At 67.6% G+C, this 21,425-nt stretch carries 23 protein-coding genes and 1 pseudogene; 15 read left to right on the top strand and 9 right to left on the bottom strand.

Going from position 1 to position 21,425, the window contains the following annotated elements:
* Nucleotides 1-54 precede the first annotated feature (54 nt).
* The 3 genes and pseudogenes from ACFTWF_RS15930 to ACFTWF_RS15940 form a co-directional block, all read right to left on the bottom strand.
* Nucleotides 55-672 (bottom strand): maleylpyruvate isomerase N-terminal domain-containing protein, encoded by a 618-nt coding sequence (locus tag ACFTWF_RS15930; RefSeq protein WP_378462168.1) that lies wholly within the window; start codon nt 670-672, stop codon nt 55-57.
* Between the two features lie 171 nt (nt 673-843).
* A pseudogene (locus tag ACFTWF_RS15935) lies at nt 844-1,309 on the bottom strand (dihydrofolate reductase family protein).
* Nucleotides 1,297-1,485 carry an NAD(P)-binding protein gene (locus tag ACFTWF_RS15940; protein ID WP_378462169.1) on the bottom strand — a complete coding sequence of 63 codons (189 nt, stop codon included), beginning with the start codon at nt 1,483-1,485 and terminating at the stop codon, nt 1,297-1,299. The pseudogene ACFTWF_RS15935 and the gene ACFTWF_RS15940 overlap by 13 nt, the downstream one beginning before the upstream one ends.
* 183 nt (nt 1,486-1,668) lie before the next feature.
* Between ACFTWF_RS15940 and ACFTWF_RS15945 the strand changes: the two genes are divergently transcribed.
* Both ACFTWF_RS15945 and ACFTWF_RS15950 read left to right on the top strand, forming a co-directional pair.
* On the top strand, nt 1,669-2,865 hold the full coding sequence (locus ACFTWF_RS15945; RefSeq protein ID WP_378462170.1) for a helix-turn-helix domain-containing protein: 1,197 nt from the start codon (nt 1,669-1,671) through the stop codon (nt 2,863-2,865).
* A gap of 146 nt (nt 2,866-3,011) precedes the next feature.
* Nucleotides 3,012-3,200, top strand: coding sequence for a ChaB family protein (locus tag ACFTWF_RS15950; protein WP_378462171.1), 189 nt, complete (start codon nt 3,012-3,014; stop codon nt 3,198-3,200).
* A 536-nt stretch (nt 3,201-3,736) separates the two neighbouring features.
* Here the strand turns inward: ACFTWF_RS15950 and ACFTWF_RS15955 are convergent.
* Both ACFTWF_RS15955 and ACFTWF_RS15960 read right to left on the bottom strand, forming a co-directional pair.
* Complete coding sequence (locus ACFTWF_RS15955; RefSeq protein WP_378462172.1) at nt 3,737-3,937, bottom strand: DUF6186 family protein; 201 nt, start codon at nt 3,935-3,937, stop codon at nt 3,737-3,739.
* Nucleotide 3,938: 1 nt separating this feature from the next.
* On the bottom strand, nt 3,939-4,331 hold the full coding sequence (locus ACFTWF_RS15960; protein WP_378462173.1) for a hypothetical protein: 393 nt from the start codon (nt 4,329-4,331) through the stop codon (nt 3,939-3,941).
* Between the two features lie 494 nt (nt 4,332-4,825).
* Between ACFTWF_RS15960 and ACFTWF_RS15965 the strand changes: the two genes are divergently transcribed.
* The 6 genes from ACFTWF_RS15965 (at nt 4,826) to ACFTWF_RS15990 (ending at nt 9,690) form a co-directional block, all read left to right on the top strand.
* On the top strand, nt 4,826-5,884 hold the full coding sequence (locus tag ACFTWF_RS15965; RefSeq protein WP_378462364.1) for a sigma-70 family RNA polymerase sigma factor: 1,059 nt from the start codon (nt 4,826-4,828) through the stop codon (nt 5,882-5,884).
* Nucleotides 5,885-5,985: 101 nt separating this feature from the next.
* Entirely contained in the window at nt 5,986-6,501 is a 516-nt protein-coding gene (locus ACFTWF_RS15970) for a hypothetical protein (protein WP_378462174.1), read from the top strand.
* Nucleotides 6,502-6,553: 52 nt separating this feature from the next.
* Nucleotides 6,554-7,432 (top strand): DUF4097 domain-containing protein, encoded by an 879-nt coding sequence (locus ACFTWF_RS15975; protein ID WP_378462175.1) that lies wholly within the window; start codon nt 6,554-6,556, stop codon nt 7,430-7,432.
* Entirely contained in the window at nt 7,432-8,394 is a 963-nt protein-coding gene (locus tag ACFTWF_RS15980; RefSeq protein ID WP_378462176.1) for an ATP-binding cassette domain-containing protein, read from the top strand. The genes ACFTWF_RS15975 and ACFTWF_RS15980 overlap by 1 nt, the downstream gene beginning before the upstream one ends.
* Nucleotides 8,391-9,179: an ABC transporter permease gene (locus ACFTWF_RS15985; RefSeq protein WP_378462177.1), complete on the top strand. Its 789-nt coding sequence runs from the start codon at nt 8,391-8,393 to the stop codon at nt 9,177-9,179. The genes ACFTWF_RS15980 and ACFTWF_RS15985 overlap by 4 nt, the downstream gene beginning before the upstream one ends.
* 124 nt (nt 9,180-9,303) lie before the next feature.
* The gene (locus ACFTWF_RS15990; protein ID WP_378462178.1) at nt 9,304-9,690 is read left to right on the top strand and encodes a hypothetical protein; all 387 of its coding nucleotides are present in this window, start codon (nt 9,304-9,306) and stop codon (nt 9,688-9,690) included.
* A gap of 546 nt (nt 9,691-10,236) precedes the next feature.
* Here ACFTWF_RS15990 and ACFTWF_RS15995 read toward each other — a convergent pair.
* Complete coding sequence (locus tag ACFTWF_RS15995; protein ID WP_378462179.1) at nt 10,237-10,377, bottom strand: hypothetical protein; 141 nt, start codon at nt 10,375-10,377, stop codon at nt 10,237-10,239.
* 248 nt (nt 10,378-10,625) lie between these two features.
* On the opposite strand from ACFTWF_RS15995, the gene ACFTWF_RS16000 reads away from it, so the two are divergent.
* Both ACFTWF_RS16000 and ACFTWF_RS16005 read left to right on the top strand, forming a co-directional pair.
* Nucleotides 10,626-11,861 carry a hypothetical protein gene (locus ACFTWF_RS16000; protein WP_378462180.1) on the top strand — a complete coding sequence of 412 codons (1,236 nt, stop codon included), beginning with the start codon at nt 10,626-10,628 and terminating at the stop codon, nt 11,859-11,861.
* Between the two features lie 15 nt (nt 11,862-11,876).
* The gene (locus ACFTWF_RS16005; protein WP_378462181.1) at nt 11,877-14,708 is read left to right on the top strand and encodes an FtsW/RodA/SpoVE family cell cycle protein; all 2,832 of its coding nucleotides are present in this window, start codon (nt 11,877-11,879) and stop codon (nt 14,706-14,708) included.
* Here the strand turns inward: ACFTWF_RS16005 and ACFTWF_RS16010 are convergent, their stop codons facing one another.
* Nucleotides 14,709-15,698, bottom strand: a complete 990-nt coding sequence (locus ACFTWF_RS16010; RefSeq protein WP_378462182.1) for a rod shape-determining protein — start codon at nt 15,696-15,698, stop codon at nt 14,709-14,711.
* A 206-nt stretch (nt 15,699-15,904) separates the two neighbouring features.
* Nucleotides 15,905-16,699 carry a class I SAM-dependent methyltransferase gene (locus tag ACFTWF_RS16015; RefSeq protein WP_378462183.1) on the bottom strand — a complete coding sequence of 265 codons (795 nt, stop codon included), beginning with the start codon at nt 16,697-16,699 and terminating at the stop codon, nt 15,905-15,907.
* 441 nt (nt 16,700-17,140) lie between these two features.
* On the opposite strand from ACFTWF_RS16015, the gene ACFTWF_RS16020 reads away from it, so the two are divergent.
* The 3 genes from ACFTWF_RS16020 to ACFTWF_RS16030 all read left to right on the top strand — a co-directional run bounded on the left by ACFTWF_RS16020 (nt 17,141) and on the right by ACFTWF_RS16030 (nt 19,117).
* Nucleotides 17,141-17,800, top strand: a complete 660-nt coding sequence (locus tag ACFTWF_RS16020) for a transglycosylase family protein (RefSeq protein ID WP_378462184.1) — start codon at nt 17,141-17,143, stop codon at nt 17,798-17,800.
* A 67-nt stretch (nt 17,801-17,867) separates the two neighbouring features.
* Nucleotides 17,868-18,155 (top strand): hypothetical protein, encoded by a 288-nt coding sequence (locus ACFTWF_RS16025; protein WP_378462185.1) that lies wholly within the window; start codon nt 17,868-17,870, stop codon nt 18,153-18,155.
* A 125-nt stretch (nt 18,156-18,280) separates the two neighbouring features.
* A complete protein-coding gene (locus ACFTWF_RS16030) occupies nt 18,281-19,117 on the top strand; it encodes an HpcH/HpaI aldolase/citrate lyase family protein (protein WP_378462186.1) in 837 nt (278 codons plus the stop codon).
* On the opposite strand, the gene ACFTWF_RS16035 is transcribed toward ACFTWF_RS16030, so the two are convergent.
* The gene (locus ACFTWF_RS16035; RefSeq protein ID WP_378462187.1) at nt 19,101-20,522 is read right to left on the bottom strand and encodes an MFS transporter; all 1,422 of its coding nucleotides are present in this window, start codon (nt 20,520-20,522) and stop codon (nt 19,101-19,103) included. The two genes, ACFTWF_RS16030 and ACFTWF_RS16035, sit on opposite strands and share 17 nt — an antisense overlap.
* Nucleotides 20,523-20,651: 129 nt before the next feature.
* On the opposite strand from ACFTWF_RS16035, the gene ACFTWF_RS16040 reads away from it, so the two are divergent.
* Both ACFTWF_RS16040 and ACFTWF_RS16045 read left to right on the top strand, forming a co-directional pair.
* Nucleotides 20,652-21,062: a DUF1801 domain-containing protein gene (locus ACFTWF_RS16040; RefSeq protein ID WP_378462188.1), complete on the top strand. Its 411-nt coding sequence runs from the start codon at nt 20,652-20,654 to the stop codon at nt 21,060-21,062.
* A 103-nt stretch (nt 21,063-21,165) separates the two neighbouring features.
* Complete coding sequence (locus ACFTWF_RS16045) at nt 21,166-21,348, top strand: hypothetical protein (protein WP_185723991.1); 183 nt, start codon at nt 21,166-21,168, stop codon at nt 21,346-21,348.
* Nucleotides 21,349-21,425 lie beyond the last annotated feature (77 nt).

Raw genomic sequence — 21,425 nt, forward strand, 5'->3', positions numbered from 1 at the left:
GTGGATCGATCTGCGGCACGCGGTCGACTTGGGCTGGGGGAGTGCAGTCACGCGTCAGAGAACCGAGTAACCGGCTGGCAGGGGAAGGCGGCCGGTCAAGGCCAGCAGCGCCGCGGATGCTGTTCCCTGCGCTGCGGCCAGACCGCCGATGACGGCGAACGTCTCGGCTACTGCATCGTGGGGGACATCGGCGCTGACGCCGAGGGCGGTTGCCAAGTCGCATGTGTGCACGGTCAGCTCGAGGGTCCGGGTCGGGAGGTAGCCCTGCAAGGTCATCATCCCGAATGGTGTGCGCACCAGGGCTGTGGCTGGGGCGGCCCGGACCCGCTCGGGTACCCGGAGCACCAACGCGCTCAGCGCGGCCATCGGGTCCTCGCCGAGCGCGGCGCCGGCGGCGCGTCCCCGCTGCACCACCGCTGTGGTGTCAGCCAGGGCGCCGGCGATGGCCAGGTAGTACGCGACGGGATTGTCCAGGTCCACCGGGCCGGAGTCGGCGCCGGCGACGTCGAGGTAGGTCTCCACCGTCGTCAGCGACCGGCTGGTGTGCCCCAGCAGGTCGCGCACGGACCACTCGCCGAGGCCGGGGGCGTCATAGTGACCTGTCGCGGAGGCGCTGACTTCGAGGAACCGCCGGGCGGCACTGTCGAAGGCACGAGCAGCTTGGCCGTCCATCAGCTCAGTATCGCAGCTGCCAGTGTTCAACGCCCGCACTCGGGCCATCCCAGTCACCGATCCCTTACTTACACGGCCTGTGATCCGGGACGGGTATCACGATCGCCTCGAAACACAGCGCCACGAGATCCTTGGGCGGCCCAAAGCCCAGGCCGATTCGATGTTGGGTACTCAGCGTCTGGTCTCGTACCTGGTCAGGATCACCCCGTCAGGGAACGTTCGGGTCTCCACCAGTGTCAGGTTCACCCAATTGTCCAGGGCCGTAAAGAATGGCGTGCCGCCACCTACCAGAACCGGATGGGTGGCCAGCACGTACTCGTCGATCAGCCTGGCCCGGATGGCCACTGCGGCGAGTGTGGCACCGCCGATATCCATGGGGCTGCTGTCCTCGGCCTCGAGCCGGGTGATCTCGGTGACCGCGTCGCCTGTGACCAGGCGGGTGTTCCAGTCGACCGTGCTGGTCGTCGAGGAGAACACCACCTTCGGCGTGTCCCGCCAGCGCCAGGCCCGTCGCCCCCACCCGGTCGGACCACCACTGGAACAGCTCGTCGCTCGGCACACTCCAGCCGAGATCGTTGCCGGGCGTGGCGATGTAGCCGTCCAGGCTCAGGTTCATGCCGACGGTCAGTTTTCGCATGGTGTCAGCCTCCCGTGAGTCGGTACTCGGTGTACAGCTTTGACCGCGAGCTTGCGGTTGCCGCCGCCTGCCTCGATGAGCAGTACCTGTGCAGACCTGTTTTTGCTCAGCCGCGACGCCACCGCGCACCCCGCCGAACCTGCGCCGACCACGATGTAGTCGATCTGCTGTGACATGTGTCTGTCCTTGTCGGTGCGACCAACGGTAGGGGCGGCGTAGTCGCCAGCCAAGTGTCTGCACGCCAAGGATTCTCGCGGCATTGTACTGCAGTACAACAGTTGGGTGTTATGCTCCGCGGCGTGCCGGAAGCGAGTTCGCAAGATCGCCGGGGCGGGCTTTCCGCCGAGGGTCGCCGGTTGGTGGCCGCTGTCGCGGCGGAGCTCGGCGACCATCTGGATCAGGCGCGGGAGGCAATCAACGATCGGATGCGTGCAGAGTTGCCAGAGCTCGACGAGGCGCCCGTGGAGCTGCACGACGGGCTCGATCGGTCGACTGCCGCGCACATGGCTCTGCTGCGCGGCATGCTCGGCGCGTGGACGGAGCCGACCGTGGCGAGCGCGCCGCGGGAAGCGGTCGACTGGGCGGTGGATCTGGCGCGACACGGGTTTGCGATTGAAACGCTGTTGCGCGCTTATCGAATCGGGCATGGAGAGTTTTGGCAGTTCTGGCTGAAGTTGCTCTCGGACCGCGTTGACGATCCCATTCTCCTGGCCGAGACCTCTGCTGCCACATCGGATTACACTTTTCGCTACGTAGACGCGGCGTTGGTGCCGATCATAGATGAGTATCTCAGGGAGAGGGAACGTCTGGCTCGGCGTGCACAGAGCCTCGGTGAGGCCGAGATACGGCGCGTGCTCCGTGGCGACGCCGTCGACGTCCGGCTGGCGAGTGAACGGATTCGCTACCGGCTCGATGGTTGGCACGCGGGATTCATCGTCTGGTCCGATGCGGGCGACGACAGCGATGTGACACATCAATTGGATCGAGCGGGCGCCCGGATAGTGGAAATGCTGCGTGGCACGGAGTCGCTGACAATGCCCGCGGGGCGATCGGTGTTGTATGGCTGGGTCGGCTCACCGCGTCGTCGCGCCGAAGTCGGGCGCCACATCGAAATAGACGGCATGCATGTCTGCGTCGGTTCACCGGGCAAGGGCGTCGATGGCTTTCGTCGTAGCCACGTCCAGGCCGGGCTCGCACGGCGGGTGGCCAGGTTGGCGACGCCCATTCCGGCGTTTCTCGCCTACCGCGATTGTGCGGTAGCGGCATTGCTGTGTGCGGACGTCGAGGGAGCCCGTGAATTCGCTTCCGAAGTGCTCGGTGAAATCCTCGAACGCGCCGACGCCGACCGGCTCCTGGAAACGGTGTCGGTGTACCACCGGGAAGGGCTGAGCCTCAATCGCGCGGCCGAGCGACTTCATGTCCACCGCAATACCGTGGCCTATCGGGTTCGGCGGGTAGTGGACGCGAGCACCGAGGACGATGGGGGTTCGTTGCGACTCAGGGCAGCCGTGGAGGTGGCCAGACTCATCCGACCGGGGGCTGGCAGCACTCAGTGACCAACGTACGTGCGCGGCGTACCACGATGCCTGATTCGGCCAAAAGACGGCGCGGAAATCCGGTCGGCCCGGTACCACTGCGATGGGTACCGGGTGGACAATCGAGAGGTACGACATCACGGCCACGACCACGAAGGGGTGGAGCGGTGAACCGGACCGAGCTCCCACAGACACTGCGGCGATCGTCGAAGGAGGTACAGGCAGCCTTCACGGCGGCACACGAAATCGCCGTCCGGCGGTATGGCGAGGGCGAGGAGGCCCAACGAGCAGCGTATGGCGAGATCAAACAAAGTTTCGAGCTCGTCACCGACCACTGGGTGCCCAAGCAGGGCTGACCTGATCGGTGGGAAAGCGGGAACACACTGAGCGCGATCTGTACGTGTAGCCGTCACGGCCGCTCCAGTGGAGCATGCGCGCTCGAGTCGGCCCGCCGCTGTCTGTCGACCGAATAGTAATGGGCGACCGATGAGGCGGAGCGGCCCGGTCGGAGTGGGGTCGACTCCGACCGGGCCTCGCCGGAACGTTCGTAGTACTCCCGTGCCGCTAGCTACCGAATCCCCGCCAGCCAGTGGGGGATTGGCTGACGGGGACTTTGTCGGCACCGTGTGCTCGTGTGTACCGATACGGGGAAATGGTAGATCCAGTGGCTGGCACCTCACTGCAATGTGACCTACGCCACACGGATATTTTGTAGCGCACAGTGGTCGGGAAGCGAACGCAACACGTGGTCGGGGGCAGCTCCAATGAGCACGCCATGGCTCGGGATCGTGCGGACAGCCCGGTGATGCGGTCATGTGGCTGAATCTGGTCGCGAAACCTGTGTGGGAACCGCAACTGCACCCTGCATGGAGTGGAGTAGTGAGATGTGGCATCAGGGGACTGTGTACCGGGCGAAAACGTGCCATCCGACGAAGCCCCAGATCCCGATGAGAAGTAATCGGCCGGGTGGCCGGACCCACAGCGACGAGGCGATACTCGCCAGGCTCGACCACCGTCCGCCCGTTCGATGGCTGCACAGCTCGATGCCGATCCCGGCGCCGATCAACATGAGCCAGATGATTCCGATCTCCACCTCACATCGCCTCACCGCGGCTGCGATGCATGATGCGGACGGCCGGTGCGGCGCCGAACGCGAGCCATCCGCAGAACAGGACGAACCGAACCGGGTGCCACGCCAGGGCATGATCGATCACCGTGCTGAGTGTCGGCACGGTGATCGACCGGCCACCCAGGGCGATGCCGACGGCTTCGAGCCCGGCGGCGATCATGAGCAATATCAGCCATGGACGCACCGAACGTAGGCTGAGTGTCCCGACCCGCGGCATGCCGCTACGACGAGAATCAGCGGTGCCGCTGACGACGGCCAGACAGGTGAGCAGGGCGACGGGGACTCCAACGGCGACATAGGCGAGCGCCGTAAACGGCCGCAGTCCGGTTGCCCAATACGCATAAACAGCCGCGACCACGAGACCGCACCAACCAGCGGCGTGGGACGTAACAATTCGCCGTGGCACCGATTCCATCGCATCACCCCGTATACCAAACCCAACCCCGCCCCCGCCGATGCGACCCGCGGCTCCCGGCGACTACTGCTGCGCGGCCGGGCCAGTTTCGGTGCCCGCGCCACTCTCGCCGCCACAACCGGCCCGGGCGGCCCCGGAAGGGTGGGGTCCTCCTCTCGGCAATTCGACAGCTCAGGCCATCTCGGTGTCGCGCACGTGCTCGATCTCGGCGTCGGTGTACGACGGATGCGTATGAGTTGTTGTCGAGCGTGCGAACACGATCGGCCCCCTTCTGCTCAGGGCGGCGCCGACGCGGCGTCGCCGGTCAATTCCCCGTGTTTCACACTGCTCCACCTGTGCGTGGGAGGCAATGGGTGGTGGCCGTTGCCGGCGGGGTGCTCTGTTTCCGAACGGGGTCTCGACGCGGTCGCCCTACGGACTGCACACGGTGGGGCAAAATCGCTCTTGTGAGCGAGACTCCCGCCAGGACCTCCGACGTGACGGCTGCAGGGCCGGATCCCGACCTCGCCCGGGCCCGCGACGGGGACGACGCGGCGTTCACCCGCCTCGTGGGCCCGCTGCGCCGGGAACTGCACGCCCATTGCTACCGGATGCTCGGGTCGAGTCACGACGCCGACGACGCGCTGCAGGATGCGCTGCTGCGGGCGTGGCGGGGGTTCGCGCGGTTCGAGGGTCGCAGCACGCTGCGGTCCTGGCTGTACACCGTCGCCACCCGCACGTGCCTCGATGCCGTTGCGAGTCGTGGCAAGCGGGCACTGCCGGTCGACCTGGGACCGTCGAGTGATCGCGCGGTCATCGGCGACGTCCCGGTGACGGACGTGGCCTGGCTGGGCCCGTATGCCGATGCGGGTTTGCCCGCCGGCCCGGCGGGGCCTGACGCGCGGTACGAGCAGCGCGAAGCCGTCGAACTGGCATTCGTTGCGGCCCTGCAGCATCTGCCGGGAAACCAGCGGGCGGCGCTGCTGCTGTTCGAGGTTCTCGGTTTCTCCGCTGCCGAGATCGCGGCCGTCATGGACACGACGAAGGCGTCGGTGAACAGTGCCCTGCAGCGGGCCCGCGCCGTCGTCGCCGAAAAGGTCCCGCCGGTGACGCAGGCGCAGACCCTGCGGGACATCGATGACGCGCGCCTGCGTGCCCTCGTCGGCGGATACGCCAGTGCGCTGGAGCGCGGCGATGCCGACGCCCTGGTCGCGCTGCTCACCGAGGATGTCACCTGGTCGATGCCGCCGATGGCGCACTGGTACCGCGGTCTCGGGGCCGTCGCCGACTTCGCGGTCCGGGTTCCGCTCACCGGCTGTGGCGCGTGGCGTCACCTCCCGATCACAGCGAACGGGCAACCGGCCGTCGCCTTCTATCTGTGGGACGAGGGTGCCCGCACCCATCTGCGCTGGTCGATCACGGTGCTGACCCTGCGTGGCGACAGCATCGCGGATCTCACGTCGTTTCTCGGGGCGGAGCATTTCGTGCCCTTCGGGTTGCCCGAATCACTGCCGTGACCAGGGTCTGACCGTGGAATGTGCCACACCGGCACCATTATGGCACCAGATATTTGAACCAGAGTCTTGCGATGGTGCCATCGTGGTGCCATGATGGCATCATGGATCTCACACCGTATGTCGATTCCCTCCGCCGCGAGCTTGCGGTAGCCGCCGAGGCCGGGGGAGACGAAAGCCGCGCCCTGGCCGAGAGGCTCACTGCACCATTGGAATCCGGCATTCGGCTGGCGCTCCTGGACGCGCTGTCTGACGCGGCCAACGAAATCACCCGTGACCTGGCCCCGGGTTCGGTCGACCTCCGTCTCCGCGGTCGTGAACCCAGCTTCGTCGTCACCGCCGCCCCCGTCGAGCCCCCGCACGACGAGGCACCGGCGGCCGCGGACGTCGCGTCGGTCCGGTCTCCCGAACCGGACGACGGTCCGATGACCCGAATCAATCTCCGCCTCCCACAGGACCTCAAGGATCGCGTCGAAGAAGCCGCCCGGGACGCCGGACTGTCCGTGAACGCCTGGCTGGTGCGGTCTGCCGCCTCGGCGCTGGAACCGAGCGGCGCGAGCCGCCGTTCCGAGCGGCGCGCGCCCCAGGGCAGCGACGACTTCACCGGCTGGGTGCGCTAGCCCATCCGATTTCCACCACACGTTCTCCACCCTCACCTTCCGGAGGTTCACCATGCCCACTTTCAGCACCCCCGCGCCGATATCGGCCACGATCGAACTCGTGGTCGGTGACGCCCGGATCACCGCGAGCGACCGGGACGACACCGTCGTCGACGTGCGCCCCAGCGACGACTCTCGCGAGCCGGACGTCCGGGCGGCCGAGCAGACCCGCATCGAATACGACGCCGGCAGATTACTGGTCAAGACGCCGAAGCAGCGGGGTCTCGGACTGTTCGGCAAGGCCGGTTCGGTCGACGTGACCATCGCGTTGCCGACCGGTTCCCAGCTCGAGTGCGACGCGTCGGTCTCGACTCTCCGCGTCGTCGGCCGGGTCGGAGTCTGCCGTGTGAAGATGTCGGCGGGCGACATCCAGCTCGGGGAGACCGGTCCTCTCGACGTGCACACGGGCGCCGGCGGCGTCGTGGTGGAACACGTCTCGGGGAACGCGGACGTGAGCACGGGGTCGGGGAAGATTCGCCTCGGCGGGATCGACGGCAGCGCGGTGGTCAAGAACTCGAACGGCGACAACTGGATCGGCGCGGTGGCCGGCAGTCTTCGAGTGAAGACGGCGAACGGAGACATCTCCGTCGACGACGCCCGCGCCGACCTGACCGCGGCGACCGCCAACGGCGACATCCGGATCGGGCAGGTGGTGCAGGGCACCGCTTCGCTCGAGACCGCGTGCGGCCGGATCGAGATCGGAATCCGCCCGGGCACCGCCGCCCGGCTCGACGCACACACGTCCTTCGGGAAGGTGCACAACCGAATGAACTCCGTCGGCAGTCCCGAATCGACCGACGAAAAGATCGACGTGCGGGCCCGTACAAGCTTCGGCGACATCGTGATTCACCGCGCCGACATCCAGCAGTCAACCAGTCGAAAGGCAGAGTGATGACAGCATCGATCACCACCCGATCAGCGATAACGGCCACGGGATTGCGAAAGTCTTACGGCGACAAGCTCGTGCTCGACGGCGTCGACCTCGACATCGCCGAGGGAACGATCTTCTCGCTCCTCGGACCCAATGGCGCAGGCAAGACCACCACCGTCCAGATTTTGTCCACCCTCATCGAGCCCGACGGCGGTGACGTGCGAATCGCCGGGCACGACCTCATCCGCGAGTCCGATGCGGTCCGTGCCACGATCGGTGTCACCGGCCAGTTCTCCGCGGTGGACAGCCTGCTCACGGGGCGCGAGAACCTGATCCTGATGGCGGATCTGCACCATCTGGGACGCAGTGCCGGTCGCAAGCGGGCCACGGAGCTGCTCGCGCAATTCGATCTCGTCGAGGCGGCAGCCAAGGCCGCCGGAAGTTACTCCGGCGGCATGCGCCGACGGCTCGACCTCGCGATGACACTCGTCGGTGATCCACGGATCATCTTCCTCGACGAGCCGACGACGGGTCTCGATCCGCGAAGCCGGCGCACCATGTGGCAGATCATCCGGGAGCTCGTCGCCGACGGCGTCACGATCTTCCTCACCACGCAGTATTTGGAAGAAGCCGACCAGCTCGCCGACCGCATCGCGGTGCTCGACGGCGGCACGCTGGTCGCGGAGGGCACTCCCGAACAACTCAAGCGGCTAGTTCCGGGCGGTCACATCTCACTGCAACTCGCCGGGACGGAGGAACTCGACGCCGCGTCCCGAGTTCTCGGCGACGTGACCCGCGACGACGAATCGCTCACCCTCCAGGTTCCCAGCGACGGCAGCGTGCAGTCGCTGCGGTCAGTCCTCGATCGGCTCGACTACGCCGCGATCCAGGTCGAGAACCTCTCCGTCCACACGCCCGATCTCGACGACGTCTTCCTCGCGCTCACCGAGCGCACCGAACCCCGGAAAGAGAGCCTGCGATGACGACCATGGGTTACGCGCTGAGCGATTCGGCGACCATGCTGCGACGCAATGTCCGGCACATGATCCGATATCCGTCCATGACAGTGCTGCTCGTCGGGATGCCGATCGTCCTCCTGCTGCTGTTCGTCTACGTCTTCGGCGGCACGCTGGGCGCGGGACTCGGCGATCCGGCCGGCGGGCGCGGCGCATACATCGACTACGTCGCACCCGGAATCATCCTGATGACCATCGCGAGCGCCGCGCAGGGAACCGCGATCTCCGTTGCCACGGACATGACGGAGGGCATCATCGCCCGGTTCCGCACCATGGCCATCGCCCGTGTGTCGGTCCTGACCGGGCACGTCGTCGGCAGCATGATCCAGACATTGATCAGCCTCGTCGTGGTCGTCGGTGTCGCCGTCCTCATCGGATTCCGTCCCACCGCCGACCTCGGAGAGTGGCTCGCCGCGTTCGCGGTGCTCGCACTGTTCACCTTCGCGCTCACGTGGCTGTCGGTCGCGTTCGGACTGGTGTCGAAGAGTGTCGAAACGGCGAGCAACCTTCCGATGGTGCTCATCCTGCTTCCATTCCTCGGGAGCGGGTTCGTCCCGACCGATTCGATGCCGGCCGGACTGCGCTGGTTCGCCGAGTACCAGCCGTTCAGCCCCGTCATCGAGACCATCCGCGGACTGCTGCTCGGTACGCCCATCGGCAACAGCGCCGCGCTTGCCGTCGGCTGGAGCGCCGGGATCGCGCTGGTCGGCTACCTCTGGGCGAAGCGGCTTTTCATTCGGCGGGTGACGTGACAGTTTCCCCGTGCTGGTGAGCGAATGCCGCGGTAGTCTTCCGATGCCGCGGTTTCGCCACCGGTGATGCAGCCGCGCGTTACAGTCGGAACCGGTTTTCCTTCGTCAGCAGGGTGGGATCGCGATGAACTTGATCAAGAAATCGGCCATGTCGGCGGTCGTCGCCGCTGCGGTGACACTCGGCGCGGGCACTGCCCACGCCGATCCCGTACTGCCGACACCGGGAACGCCGGCACTCGAGATCCCCGGACGGCACGAGGTCGACAAGCAGCAGGCCCTCGAGAACATGCTCAACGAACTCGGCGTCGGCTGGGCCAACGGGGGAGCGGCCGGGACCGCGATCGGTGCGCTCATGGGTCTGGGTGTCGGGTGTGTCTCGATGTTCCCCGGCAGCCTCGCGGGCTGCATCATCGGCACGCCGATCGGCGCGATCACCGGCGCGATCGTCGGAATCGGTCAAGGGAATCCCAAGGCGCAGCAGGCTATCCAGGAGTACATCAACACCCCGTGAGTGAGTTGGCCGGGCGTATCGGCTAGCGGCCGGAGTCGTTGCGGACCTTCCGTAGGAGCCGCTTCAGTCCGGGCGTCTCTCCATCCGAACGACGCGTGGTCGGAAGCGCGACGGTGCACGATGTCGAATATGTGCGCAGGAATGGCAACCCGGTGCTCCGCCGCGCTACTCACGGCTTCGATCACCGCGCGGCGGGGTCGGTCGTCCTCGAGCGCAAATGTCACCGTGTTCAGTGTGTCGGCAGGCAACGACGCGCGGAGTGTCGAGACACCTCGTGGGCAAACGCAGTGAAATCCTCTCCACCGAGGACGTTCGCGGGAGTGACCGTTCCCAGTCGGGCACCGAATTGATGCCCGCTCCGGCGATCACGCCGACCGCGCCGAGACGGCGAACCTGTTCGATCCATCCGTGCGGCGGCGCGATGAGGCCCTCGAAGAGAACGTTCGTGCCGTCCTCGATACGAAGGGTGCGCCCGCCCGCCGAGTGCAACGTCAGGACCGCGGACGTCGGTCCGTCCACTCCGTCGAACACCGGGCTGGGATCGTGTCACCCGCGCCCTGCCAGCGCCTGCAGTAGCCGGTGGCGCATCGCTGGTTCAACGTCGTAATCGAGGGCGACGATCGGAGTGATCCGATCGTCGTCGTGTATGTGATAGATGGCGACGGCGTCGACGTTGGTATCCCCCATGGGTCACCACGATGCCACAGAAAAGTCCAACCGGAAGGTTTCTTTGGATCGCATCGGCCGAGCGGCGCCGAGCGATCTGCGCCCGCATCTCGGATGAGTAAAGGGCATGTTCCGGGCACACGGATCGGAGTTAAATGGAGTAACGCGGTTTTGTAGTGGATTTCGACAACGAGGGAGCCCAGCTCAAGGTCCGCCGCCCCCCGCTCCGGTCCAACCCGTACGGGAGGCATAGCGTTTCGGGGTGCGCGATGATCGAAGCAGTGACCGGGCTCCTCTCGAGGCGAATCGAGCCCGCTGAGGGCCGATCCGATCCGCCCGCCGCACAACACGATGACACGGGTGGCGGTGGAGTCTCGCTCCGGAGATTGCTTGCGGTGGCGAGGTTGACGCCTGCGCAAGCCGTCCTGCTCGTCGCGGATGTGCTCGACCAGATCGCGTGCGGTCACGGCCGATACCCGGTCCGACTCCGAGACGACGACGTGAGGGTGACCGATACCGGGTACCTCACGATCGAGTGCACCGGCCCGGTGATGTCGCGGGACCCCATGAACGAGGCGGTGACACGCCTCCTTCGCGACGTCGCCGCGAACTGCCGGGGTTCGGCGCTCTCCGACCGGCTGGACGAATCGATCTCCGATTCAACGGATCTCGACGGACTCGTGCATGCGGTGGGCGGAGCGATCGCTCCGGATGTCGATGCCGGCGAGGAGCGCAGAAGGCGGCATCAACTCGCCGATCTCGTCGCCGCGACGACGGGACGACTGCGATCGGACGGAAAGACAGCGGCGGAGCCACCGACGGTCCAGTCCCCGCCGCCGCCCGTGGTATCCGGAACGACACTCGCCCCGCACGGCTGGTTCCCACCGGTGCGGAACCCGTGGCATCGCCGAAGCCGACGGCCGTCGCGACGCAACGGCGTGCTGGGCCTGATCGCGCTCCTGGTTCTCGTCGCGGCTCTGTGGGCGGCCCCGCGGATGTGGTCCGAACTGCGCCGAGGCTGGGACGCCGTCCTCGATCCGGTGAATTCGTCGGAGCAGAACCAGATTCGCCCGGTATCGCCCCCACCGGAACCTGCGGATGCCCCGGCGGAGCCCGCACCGGGGAGCGGGACACCCGTGCCCAGACCCGTCGACGTCGCAGCCCCCAGCAGCGCCGGGCCGATCACTCTGGTCACCGCCACCCTTGCCTCCGGTCAGTGCGTGCCCGGACAGGCGTGCGACGTCCGCGTCGACGTGCACCTCGATCCCGCGGCCACGGTCGGCACGGTGACGTGGCGGTTGAACATCTACGACCGATGCTCCGGAGAGGCGCGCACGAGCGACGACGTCTCGCTGCCCGTTCCGCCGGGGGAGCATCAGGTGTACGGAATCGTCCGGACGGATCTGCCCCCCGGTGCCGCGCACGCCGTCGCGGCGATCACCAGCGCACCGGCGACCGCCGCGTCCGAGCCACTGCTGGTGCCCGCCGAGAACGCACACTGTTAGGCGCCGGGGGGAGGGATGTACGACGGCAAGCGTGAATCGGACCCGTGGATCGTCGGGGCGGCGATCGTCCTCGTGCTGCTCGGCCTCCTGAATCTCACCTCGACGGGGATGATGGGACATGCTGTCCGCCACGCACTTTTCGCCACGGTCGGTCTCGGCATCATGTTCCTGGTGTCCCGCCTCCGGATGGGTGATCTCCGCGTCTTCGGCTGGGCGGTGTTCGCGGCGGCAACTGTGTTGTTGGCCGTCGTGCCCCTCGCGGGAGTCGCGACCAAGGGCGCCCAACGCTGGCTGGACTTCGGCGCGTTCACCGTCCAGCCGTCCGAACTGGCCAAGCTCGCTCTCGTACTCGTGCCCGCAAGCATGCTCGCAGGCGGGTTCACCCTGGCCCGATTCCTCGCGACCTTGGCGATCGCGGCCTTGCCGATCGCACTCGTCGCACTCCAACCCGACCTCTCGACCGCGGTCGTGCTCGTGGCGACGGTGGGGTTCATGCTCATCCTTGCCCGGGTTCCGCTGCTGCCTCTGGTTCCGCTGTTCGTGCTGGGCATCGCGTCGCTCCCGCTGGCGGTGCTCTTCCTCCGCCCCTACCAGCTCGAACGGGTGCACGTGTTCCTGTCGAGCAGCGCCGACCCCTCCGGGGCGGGATGGGCCGCGCTGCAAGCGAACATCGCGATCGGCAGCGGCGGCCTGTGGGGACTGGCGCGGGATCCGCTGTACGGCGTGCGCGCGGAATTTCTTCCCGAATCCGAACACGATCTCGCGTTCGCCAGTCTCGTGTACGGGTGGGGCCTGGTCGCGGGCCTCGCCGTCGTGGCGGCGACCTCGGTCATCGTGTGGCGGGCTGCACTCGCCGCGCGCACGGCTCGGACCCGGGAGGCTGCACTCGTCGCGGCCGGAGTCGGCGGGCTGTTCGGGATCCACGCGCTGGTGTCGATCGGTCAGAGCCTGTCGCTGCTCCCTCATACCGGGATGCCGATTCCCCTGTTCAGCTACGGGGGTACGGCCGCGATCGTCGGATTCGCCGCCATCGGACTGGTACTCGCGGTGCGCCGGGACGGTGTCGCGCGGCCGCTGTGGGCCCCGGATCCCCGACGCCGCCGGCGCCCACGCGGTATATCGGCCGGCACCATGACGATGACCGCGGCGCTCGTCGCGATGTCGGTGTTCGCCTGGCAGTTGCAACACGACCGAGGCGCCGAATTCCGGACGATGAGCGACCAGCAGATGATGCGGTGCATCCGACTGCCTGCCGAGCGCGGACTGATCCTCGACCGCAACGGTGTTCCCCTCGCGGTGAATGTCGACGAATACGCCGTGGCGGTGGTCGCGCGGATGTTCGACGAGAACGGCGACGACACCCGCAATCGTCTCGCAGCGCTGCTCCCCACGACTCCGGACGAGTTGGCGGACCTGATCGCCGCCGGCGGCGACGGGGAAACGCAGGTGGTCGTGGGCAGAGTCGCGCCCGACCAGGCCCGGCGCATCGTGGACGCGCGACTGCCCGGTGTCCTGGTCGTTCCCTCCGGCCGACGGCAGTATCCGTACGGCGCGGTGCTCGCCTCAGTCCTCGGACACGTCGGGGTCGCCGACGCCGACGACATGCAACTGTGGCCGCATCTCGCGCTCGGATCACGGGTCGGCAAGGCGGGACTCGAGAAACAGTACGACGCCCTGCTCCGCGGCACCGACGGTAAACAATGCATCTACGTCGATCCGTCCGGAAATCCGGTGGCAACCGGCGAGCGGGTGGACCCGGTGCGGGGCCACGATCTGCGCCTGCACCTCGACATCGGGGTGCAGAACCTGGCCACCGACGCGCTCGTCGAGGCGATGCGCACCAGCAAGGGGGACCTCGGTGCCGCCGTCGTGATGGACGCCCGGACCGGCGCCGTGCTGGCCCTCGCCAGTGTCCCGGGAGCCGACAACAATGTGTACGGGCCTCCGGCCGACGTCGTCGCGCTCGCGGCGCAGAGCCAGACTCCGGGGCCGAGTCCGTTGGTGAACAATGCCATCCAGACCGCGGTCCCGCCCGGCTCGACCTTCAAGATCGTCGTCGCGGCGGCGAATACCCAGTTTCCGGTGCTGTCGCCGGACGCCGTGATCGAGACCGGCGCGTCCTACACCTACGGTGGCCACACCTTCCGGAACTGGCAACCGATGGGCCCGCACAATCTGCTCCAGGCGATCCAGTGGTCCGACAACGTCTACTTCTACAAGCTCGGTGAACTCCTGGGCCCGGAGAAGATGGCGGACGTCGCGGCGGAACTCGGCGCGGGCCGGCTTTCCGGGATCGACCTGCCCGGTGAGGCCGAGGGATTCATCGGCACCCCGGAGAACGTCGGAAGCATCGGGGCCACCTGGTATCCCGGATCGACCCTGTTGATGGGTATCGGGCAGGGCACCGTCAGCGCGACCCCGATACAGGTCGCGCGCTGGACGACCGGCGTCGCCACCGGTGCCATGGTGACGCCCCAGCTCGCCGCCGCGTACGGGTCGGCGCAGATCCCCATCCCGACAGCGGCACCGGAGCGGCTACCGTTCGCAGACCAGCTCGGCCCCGTGCGGGCAGGGATGCGAGCATCCGCTGCGGCCGGTACCGCCGGACAACTCGCCGACCTCCCGGTGCCCGCCGGCGCGAAGACCGGCACGGCGGAGGATCCGTCGGCGCCGGGGGAGGGACTCAACGCCTGGTTCTCCGCCGTGGCGCCGTTCGACGCACCCGAGATCGTGGTAACGGCGCTGATCCGTGGCGGCGGCTCCGGCTCCGCGACGGCCGGACCGGTGGTGAAGAAAATTCTCGAACACTACTACCCGCGACCATCCGTCCCGGTGCCGAATCGGTGATCAGCTGCTGTACGCGGCAACGACCTCCGGGTGCGTGAGACACGCCGTCGCGCCCTCGGCGACGCAGGTGAGTGGGCGCTCCGCCGTCTTGACCGGAAATCCGAAAGACTCTTCGAGAAGCTGCGACAGACCGCGCAGCAACGCACCACCACCGATGACGAGCAGCCCCTCCGACATCACGTCACCGATCGCCTGGGGCGGGAGGTCCTCGAGGACCTCGATCAGGGTGTGCACGATTCCCGTAGTCGTCGGCCGCAACGCCTCGACGATCTCCTCTGTTTCGAGAGTGACCAGTCGTGCCCGTCCGGTGACCGCGTCGCGACCCTCCACGACGAGCGACTGCCCTTCGGCGGTATCGGGTGCGCACAGTTTGGCCCGCTCCGCGGTGAGTTCGCCGACGACGATCTTGTGCTCCGCGCGCAGGTACTGGTACAGCGCGTTGGTCAGTTCGTCCCCGGCGAGCCGGCAACTGCGATGAGACAGAATGCCGCCGAAGCAGATCGCCGTGATTTCGGAAGTGCCGCCGCCGATGTCGACGACGAGGTGGGCGCGCGGTTCGAGCGGATTGATCCCGCAGCCGAGGGCCCCCGCGACCGGCTCCGGCACCAATCCCACTTTCCGTAAACCGGCCTCGTGTCCGACCTCGAGCAGCGCGCGACGTTCGAGTGGGGTGGCGCCCGCCGGAACGGAGATGACCCCCTTCGGCCGCAGACCGTATCGCCTCGACGCGGACACCCGTTTGATGACGGCGGTGACGAAGGCGCGCGCCGACTCCAGATCCACGATCACCCCGTCACGCATCGGTCGTACCGGTGTGATTCCGATAGGAGTGCGGCCGACGAGACTTCGCGCTTCCGTGCCTATCGCAAGAGCGCGATGCGGATCCTTCGTTCGAACGAGCATGAAAGACGGCTCGTTCAAGACGATCCCGTCATCGGGGGTCCCGACGACAGTGTTGGCAGTGCCGAGATCGATACCAAGTCCACCCACGTCGGCCTCCCCAGGGATCCACCGAGATGATGTAAATGTTACGCACGCGCAGCGGTGTGCGGAAGATGGCGCCTGCCGCCCGAGATGACTACACTGTGCCCCGCCGGTCCCGCCCTCCTCCCGCGTTCCGATCGGAGTTCGACTGCGCGACGGACGTGTTCGAACCGCGCAGTTCGAACACGGGTACCCTCCCCGTCATCCGCCGATCAGCCTCGTCGGCGGGCGGTGACGAACTGCGAGATGCCGCGCAGTTGTTGCTCGACGTCGACGAGTCCGGCGGTGGCAAGGAAAGCCGGGACGGTCGTGCGGTCGAACACCCGTACCCCACACAACGCCGCGCCCAGCTCGAGTCCCTTTCGCAGGAGAAGGGATTCGCGACCATAGCTGGTCATCACCGCAATCCGGCCACCGGGTGCGAGCACTCGCACCATCTCGCGGAGCACGGCACACGGCTCCGCCACGAGGTAGAGCGCCGCGAAACAGCACACCGCGTCGAACGTCCGGTCGTCGAACGGAAGGCCGGCCGCGTCGGCGCGGAGGTAGACCGCCCGGGGTCGCGCGTTGTCGCGGACCGCGCGCCCGAGCATCGCCGGCGAGTTGTCCACGCCGATGACGAATCCGTCGCCGACGAGCCTGTCGGCGAAGAAGCCGGTGAAATTTCCCGGCCCGCACGCCACGTCGAGGACGCGTTGCCCGCCGTCGAGATGCAGGGCGTCGGCTGCCCGTTCGCGCTCCTCGGCCACGGACAGCCCATGCAGGCTCAGCGCCGCGACGGCGATGGGCCGCCACAGTCGTTCGTAGACGGCGGCGACGGTTCTGCTGGCCATCGCCCGCTGCGCGACGGTCGGCCGCAACCGAGGATGCGGCTCGAGGAGGTCGATGTAGCCGGTGTCCGAGTAACTCGTCGAGCGCAACACATCCTCGCGGATGAGTCCTCGGGCCAGCGCTGTCGACCACATCCCGTCGGATTCCGGAGCCGGACCGGATAATCGTTCGGTCATAACCCTTATGACGAAATCGGGGTCCCGGTAGTTCATCGATCTCGCCCGGTCGGCCGATAACAGGCGGGCTCCTTTCGGTGTCGTGTCACGACCGAGACCTGACGGCGGAGCGTGACCGGATGGGCCGCTACGGCATTCGCGCGGCGGCTCTACGCGTCACGAAAGTGTCACGACATGACGTCGGAACGATATCGAAACCTCAGAACTGAACAATTTTCACTCCCGCATCTCGATAGTCGGACATCCGTACCTTGTTCATGCCGTGTGAATTTCGGGAGGAGGCCACGTTCGGGGGCCCGCCGCTGCAAATCTGCGCACGCGGGTTCGGAATCCCGACACCTTCGAGGCGCGGGACGAGGCACCGCAAGGTGACGCCGAGCCGGCAGCGACACGTTGTCGCAGGCACGCCCCGTCCGCAGGCGCGGAGAGGATTGAGCCAGCATGATCACTCGCACTGTTCGACAACGCACCCTCGGTTGGATCGCCCTGATCGGCGCGGTCGCTGCCGCCCTCCTGGGACTGGCCGCCGGAATTGCGTCCGCCGCGCCGCACGACTGGGACGCAGTCGCGGAATGCGAAAGCGGGGGCGATTGGACCACCGACACCGGAAACGGCTTCTACGGCGGTCTTCAGTTCACGCCGGAAACCTGGAAGGCGAACGGCGGAAAGGGCGACCCCTCGGAAGCCAGTGAGGCCGAGCAGATCCGGGTCGCCGAGAACGTCCTGAAAACTCAGGGCCCCGGCGCGTGGCCCGTCTGCGGCCAGTATCTGAAGAAGGGCGGCACACCGCCCGTCGTCGAGGCACCGAAGCCGACCCCGGCGCCTGCACCGGCGATCGAGAAGCCCGCTCCTGCGATCGAGAAGCCTGTTCCGGCCATCGAGAAGCCCACTCCAGCCATCGAGACACCCGAGGTCGAGGCTCCCGATCCCGAATCGTCCGCGCCGGTACAGGCTCCGGCGCCCGTCGAAACGCCCGCCACCGCCGAAGATCCCGCCACGGTGAAGGCGGCCGCCCAGGCGGCCCTGGACGGCGCCCGCGCGCTTGCCGAGCAGAACGGGTCGAGCCAGGTGTTCGAGCAGAGGGTTGCCGCGGGACGGTAACGCTCGGCGCTTCGTGCGCGAACTAACCGCACAGAACCGTCGCGTCGTCGCCAACCAAGGAGCTCTCGTGCAGAAGAAGTCCGCTCGACGTACCGCAGCAGTCGTCGGAATCCTGTCCGCGCCCTTCGTCCTCGGCGCCACCCTGGGCGCCGGCACGGCGAGTGCCGAACCGTGGCACGTCGGACCGGTCTACCGCGCCGAGACATCCGGCGAGGGCGCGCAGTACTTCTGTGGAAAGGCTTCGTCGCTCGAGCAGACGTCGGGCGTGGTGATCGTGCCGTGCACGTTCGACGCCGCAGCCAACGTCTGGTATCGGGTGGTGTTCAACCCGGTGTCGTGGGGCTTCGACTTCTGACGGGAGAGTCCGGGCGCCGCCCCTGCCGAAGCGGCGACCGGACGGCCCGGGTGCACTCCGCTTCGTCGAGTGTGGCTTCGCTCGGAGATGCGCAGACTCCTCGGTATGGCCGAGGGAAGAGCAGCATGAGCGTCGAGACAGTCCAGACCGGGAAAGTCGACGTCGCGATGGCGCGGAGTTGGCTTCTGGTCCCCGCGATCGGCAGCGAGGCTATCGCCGCGGCGGCAGCGTCCGGTGCGGACGCCCTGATCATCGATCTCGAAGACGGGTTGCCGTTCGCGGCGAAGGAGGAGGGCCGTGCCTGCGCCGCGGCCTGGCTCGAGCGACACGCGGGCTGGGTGCGGATCGGAGACGCCACCACCGCCCATTGGGGGCGTGACCTCGACGCGATCCGCGGTCTGCCGGGGCTGCAGGGGCTGATGCTCTCGAAAACCGAAACTCCCGAGCAGGTGCGTGACACCGCCGGCGAGATGCCCGGCGTCCCGATCGTCGCGCTCGTCGAATCCGCGGCAGCGGTAGTGGCTGTCGACGATATCGCTCGCACGCGCCCCGTGGTCCGGCTCGCGTTCGGGATCGGCGACTACTGCCGTGACACCGGTGCGGGGCGAAGCCCGATGGCTCTGGCGTATGCCCGATCCCGTCTCGTCAACGCGAGCCGGGCGGCGCAGATCGGACCTCCGGTCGACGGGCCGACGCTGTCGCCCGACGCCACGGTGGTGCGGGACGACACCCGGTTGGCCCGCGAGATGGGAATGACCGGAAAGCTCACCCTCGCAGGGGAGCAGGTGCCGGTGATCAACACGGCGCTGGCCCCCGACGCGCTCGATATCTCCTGGGCCGAGGCGACGATCGAACGTCTCGGGGCGGATGGTGCCCGCGTCACGCACGGTGGTCACCTTCCGCAGCTGGCGCGTGCCCACGACATCCTGCGCCGCGCGGAACACTTCACTCCACGGCCGTAGGGGAGTCCGACGACCTCGCGATGGGGTGCCGCGTCGCGCGACACGCCGGGTAGACGCCGACCGCGGCGATGACCCCGAGACCGAGGAAGAGCAGTCGCGCCGACGTCAGCGGCGAGGGCGCGCCGAGGTTGACCAGCACGCCGGCGATCGCGGACCCGACGGCCATGGCGATCAGTTCGACCGTGTTGAGCCCGGCTGCCGCCTTGGCGCCCTCCTGTTCGTCGTCGCTGCTTCGCATGGCGGCGACCATGAGGTGGGGGAAGGCCAGTCCGATCCCGGCGCCGGCGGCGACGAGCACGCCGGCACACAGGATCACGGTGCCGGGGCCGGCGTCGTCGCGCCAGAGGCCTGCCGTCACGAGCAGCCCGGCAGCGAGGACGACCGGTCCGGCGACCGTGGCTGCCTGCTGCGCCCGGGGCCGGGAGACAGCGGAGCTGAAGACCATGGTCACGGACCACCCGACCGACATCATGGCGCCGAGGAATCCCGCAGCGAACGGCGCCAGTCCGGCCAGCCGTTGACCGAACAGGGGCGTGAAGGCCTCCGAGACGGTGCCGGACGCCAACACCGCGATGGCGAGGTAGATCCACTTCAGCGACGACGCCGTGGTGTAGGTCGACTTCGGTAGCACTCGGTTCGGTGAGCGCCGCTCCCACGCGACGAAGAGACCGACGAACACGACCCCGAGTGCGATCATGATCAGCATCCGGGTGCGGTCGCCGAGGATGCCTGCGACGCTGATCGCGATCGTGGCGAGGGTGAGCAGTGCGAGTGACACGACCGGGACCGGCTCCCCGCCGCGTCCACGCTCGGTGCGCGGCAAGGCCCGCGGTGCAATCACCGCGATGGCGGCGGCGACCCCGGCAAGCGCCACGAACGCGAGGCGCCACTGGCCGAGTTGCGCGAACAATCCGCCGATCGCCGGACCGGCCAGCGTTCCGACACCCCACATGGCCGAGACCAGGGCGGTCGCGCGTGCCCACAGGTGTTCCGGCAGCGCCTCGCGCAGTACCGCGTAGCTCAGCCCCGCGAGCAGACCGCCCCCGAGACCCTGGATGGCACGTCCGACGAGGAGGATTTCCATGACCGGGCTCACGGCACAGATCATCGTGCCGGCGGCGAACGGTGCCAGCGCGAACAGATACGCACCCAGTGCCCCACGACGGGCGAGCAGGCGGCTGACCGTCATCGACGAGATGACGGACGCCACCATGAAGACGGTCGCACTCCATGCGTACAGCGACTCGTGACCGAGCTCCCCGATCGCGGTGGGCAGCAGGGTCGTCGTCAGAAAGATGTTGACTGCATGCAGTGCGACGCCGCCGGCGAGGACGGCGGATGTGGACCGGTATCGGGGCCCGAGCAGTTCGGGCCAGCCGGTCGGCGAGGCGGCGGTCGTTGTCATGCGTTCGATGCTAAAAACTCGAGTGCACTCGAGGTCAAGGAGAGGTGCGACCTGTACTGCACTCGCGGCGACCGGCGAGGATACTCGGGGGACGGGAAGTGATGACAACCACGACGAGAGTGACTGGCAATGGCGAAGAGGCAGAGCGGATCTGACGAAGGCAACGGAGAAGACTCACCCTCTCGGCTGATCGACGCGAGAATCGCCGAGCTGGGTGACTGGCGCGGTGAGACGCTCGCTCGGATTCGCGCTCTCGTCAAGCACGTCGATCCCGACGTGGTCGAGGAGTGGAAGTGGCGCGGGGTCCCGGTGTGGTACCACGACGGAATGATCTGCACCGGTGAGACGTACAAGAAGGCGGTCAAGATCACCTTCGCCAAGGGCGCGTCGCTGGACGACCCCTCCGGCCTCTTCAACTCCAGCCTCGAAGGCAACACCAGGCGCGCCATCGACTTCCACGAGGGCGACGAGATCGACGAGCAGGCGCTGACGGCGCTGATTCACGCCGCGGTGGCACTGAATACGTCCGCGTCCGGCTAGAGCACCCGCCCGGTCCCGGCCCGGAACCGGTACTGTGCCCGTATGCGCAGCAAGCACCAAGGCTAGCCCCGGTCCGGGGCCGCCCCGAGTCAGGAGAAACCTGATGCGTGCTGCACTCTGCAATGCCCTCTTCGCCGCGTTCGGTCACCGGATCTGCTGTGGCCGGATTCCGGAATGGACCGCCCACGTCGGTCAGCCGTGGGACACCTACGACGTTGCGCCGTGGAATCTGTACAACGTGATCTGGCGGGGCCAGTACTGGGTCCGGTGCGGCATCACCGACTGAACTACCCGGCCCTCGCGTGCGGATGTCGGTTTCGCGCGAATCGCCACGAGCGCCCCGACAGGTGCGGTTCCATGGGT

Origin of the sequence: Rhodococcus sp. NPDC056960 (genome assembly GCF_042674125.1) — a bacterium.
Taxonomy (GTDB): Bacteria; Actinomycetota; Actinomycetes; order Mycobacteriales; family Mycobacteriaceae; genus Rhodococcus_F.